Source organism: Thermodesulfovibrionales bacterium (genome assembly GCA_026417875.1).
Taxonomy (GTDB): domain Bacteria; phylum Nitrospirota; class Thermodesulfovibrionia; order Thermodesulfovibrionales; family CALJEL01; genus CALJEL01.
Window position 1 is genome coordinate 1 of record JAOACK010000178.1, and the last position, 503, is coordinate 503.

Annotated in this window: 1 protein-coding gene; it reads left to right on the forward strand. The window is 38.4% G+C overall.

The window, feature by feature from the left end; genetic code table 11:
* Positions 1–299: 299 nt before the first annotated feature.
* Positions 300–443, forward strand: a complete 144-nt coding sequence (locus tag N2257_10900) for a hypothetical protein (protein ID MCX7794893.1) — start codon at positions 300–302, stop codon at positions 441–443.
* Positions 444–503: the final 60 nt, after the last annotated feature.

The window sequence follows — 503 nt, forward strand, 5'->3', positions numbered from 1 at the left end:
CTTGTTGAGAGACCTTTACGGGAGCTGCTTTATATCCCACATGGTTCAGATAAAACTCTTTCGATAGTGTTCGATGACAAAAGCAAAACACCTTTATATCCCACATGGTTCAGATAAAACAAAAAGGAGGTCAAAATGATTCACGACACTTACAACTTTATATCCCACATGGTTCAGATAAAACGGTGTTCTTAGGAATGAGGCAGATACATCAAGTTTTACTTTATATCCCACATGGTTCAGATAAAACAAAAAGATATTCGAACAATTGCAAGCATCTTACAAGCTTTATATCCCACATGGTTCAGATAAAACCGCCTCCACCCTTCGAAGAAGGGTTAATGCCAAAGAGCTTTATATCCCACATGGTTCAGATAAAACTTGCAGAAGGCGTGACAGAAGCATTTAACCATCCAGCTTTATATCCCACATGGTTCAGATAAAACTTGGTTGCGGTGTTGAATAAGACAGAAAAAGTGTTGACTTTATATCCCACATGGTTC

What these genes read in the sequence shown, in the direction of transcription:
- N2257_10900 (MCX7794893.1), top strand. Translation starts at nt 300, where the DNA reads ATGGTTCAGATAAAACCGCCTCCACCCTTCGAAGAAGGGTTAATGCCA.